Source organism: Paraglaciecola sp. (assembly GCF_030730205.1).
GTDB lineage: Bacteria > Pseudomonadota > Gammaproteobacteria > Enterobacterales > Alteromonadaceae > Paraglaciecola.
In genome coordinates this window covers 1-2,294 of record NZ_JANQVQ010000235.1, presented here as the reverse complement: position 1 = coordinate 2,294, position 2,294 = coordinate 1, and the positions used below count along the sequence as shown (strand labels likewise).

The following is a 2,294-nucleotide window of genomic DNA, read 5'->3' as shown; positions in this document are numbered from 1 at the left end:
TCACTTGCCAGTGATGTTTGTGCTTTTTGGCTATCACAAAGTCAGGCGCTGGCAGGTAAGGTAAAAACCTCTCTAGCTCTTTTAGTGATTCGAACTCAATTGATTGACTGCCGTTGGCTATTCGTCGGGCAAAGAGTTGGTTAAAGGTTTGCCTAGAATTTTTATAGTTAAAGCGGAAAGTCTCCGATAAGGTGAGGCCGTCTTCGTCGTGATAGGTGATTTTTATACTTGTGTCGGCCCAGATAATCTCTGGCGTGATGGCAGCGCAGCGCAATACTTTGTTGTTTTTTAGATTTAATGCTTTTCTTAAAATATCATCGGGATCAATTAACTTTTCTGAGCAATGCTGGCATTGTCTGGCGGCGATATCGTTTTCTTGGTTACAGTGTGGGCAGCTTTTAAAGCGAAAACGGTAAGTGCATTGCGTCTCGTATTTGGGGCCATCTGGGACTTCTGGGCTTGCAGAGCCATTTGGGCTTTCGGGGGTTTCAATCAAGCCATGGCAACGGCGGCCAAAATGCTCAAGAATATTCCCTTGAGGGTCTTTTCTGCCCCAAAACGCATTGGCAAAACCGCATTGTGGGCAATGGATTTGCACCGCTACGGAATCTTGTGTGGGCTTTTTTTCGCCGATTTCTGGCTGAAAAATATTGTAGCCATTATTGGTGTAATCCAATACTAAGCAGTCCTTTTTCCCCGGGCTGAGGCGTAAACCTCGACCGACAATTTGCTGGAACAAACTGATCGATTGCGTGGGCCGCAAAATAGCAATCACATCCACGTGGGGCGCATCAAAGCCTGTGGTTAATACCGACACATTCACTAAGTACTTAATTTTTTTGGCTTTAAACGCGGCGATTAGCTCATCACGTTGTTTTATTTTGGTGCTGCCGGTAATTAAAGCGGTTTGGTTTGCAGGTAAATAGCCGCAGATTTCTTGGGCGTGATCGACGGTTGCAGCAAAAATCATCACGCCTTGACGGTTTTGACTAAGCTGCAGTATTTGCTCGGTCACTGCCTTGGTCACGCGTGGATATTTGTGAATGAGCTCATTTAAGGCGATATCATCGGTGTCTTGCTCGCCGTCTAAACTTTCTGTCAACAAACTAAAGTCATAATGGGCAATGGCGGCATCATAATGAATGGGCGGCGTTAAATAACCTTTTTTTACCATGTGTTGCAGTGGTAGTTCAAAAATACATTTTTTAAAAAAAGTGTCGCTTGAGGGCCGTGTATAGCCATGGTAATGATGTTGATAAATCCAGCCGCTGCCTAATCGATAGGGTGTTGCGGTTAAACCAAGGATCTTTACGCTAGGATTCAGCCTGCGAAAATGGGTGATGGTTTTGTGGTATTGACCGCTGTCGTCCATGCCCACCCGATGGCATTCATCAATAATAATCAGGCTGGCAGGAGTGTGAAAAGCGTCGAGGTTAGCTGACAGTGATTGAATACTGGCAAAGACTGTTTTGGCGGTGCTATTTTTTTGGCCCAGTCCTGCTGAAAAAATACCTGCACTTGCACCCGTAGCCAGAAATTTTGCATGATTTTGTTCAACCAATTCTTTTACATGGGCAAGACAAATAACGCGACCCAAGGCCAGCCGACTCAGCTCAGCAATCACTAAGCTTTTACCTGCACCGGTAGGCAATACAATTACCGCTGGGTCATCGCCACGGCGAAAGTGCTTTAGCGCCGCCTCAACCGCTTGAGTTTGGTAATCTCGTAAGATGAATGTTTGGCTCACAAATCCTCATTACTTGAGCTGTTAATCGCTTTATTGGCAATTGAATAGGAGAATCCTTGACCAATCAAATGTCGCATTGCTTTTTGTTTAAGTTTGTCGTCGACAATTGGGGATTCACCAAATTTTTTTACTTTAAGCGCCAGTGCCTTATCTAAATAGTCATCTTCTGTGTTAACTATTGATCCTAAGCACTCATTGATGATTTGGGACGTGAAGCCTTTGGTATAGAGTTTTTGTTTTATTTTGCTCAGGCCAATATTTTTTTCTGAATAATTTTGGGTCAAGCGTTGTGCATAACGAAGATCATCAACAAAGCCTTGTTCGATAAGGTAGTCAAGGGCTTCTTGATTAAATGAGGTGTCTTCTTTGAATAATGTATTGGCCTTTTGCAATAAGGTTTTTGCTGTGTAATCTCCATATTTACCGATCAACCACAAGTAATATCCTTTGACTCGTTCGTAGGTTATTTCTTTAGGTTTTGCGTCTTGCTTGTTTTTAAACATCTTTCAGGTTTTCCAATGTTGTTCACCCACACGCTTCACTACTC

Annotated in this window: 2 protein-coding genes; both read right to left on the bottom strand. The window is 43.5% G+C overall.

Going from position 1 to position 2,294, the window contains the following annotated elements; translation table 11 throughout:
* On the bottom strand, positions 1 to 1,747 hold a 1,747-nt coding region (locus NWQ57_RS15495; RefSeq protein ID WP_306023065.1), incomplete at its 3' end, for a DEAD/DEAH box helicase.
* A complete protein-coding gene (locus NWQ57_RS15490; protein ID WP_306023064.1) occupies positions 1,744 to 2,250 on the bottom strand; it encodes a regulatory protein RecX in 507 nt (168 codons plus the stop codon). The genes NWQ57_RS15490 and NWQ57_RS15495, both read right to left, overlap by 4 nt.
* Positions 2,251 to 2,294 lie beyond the last annotated feature (44 nt).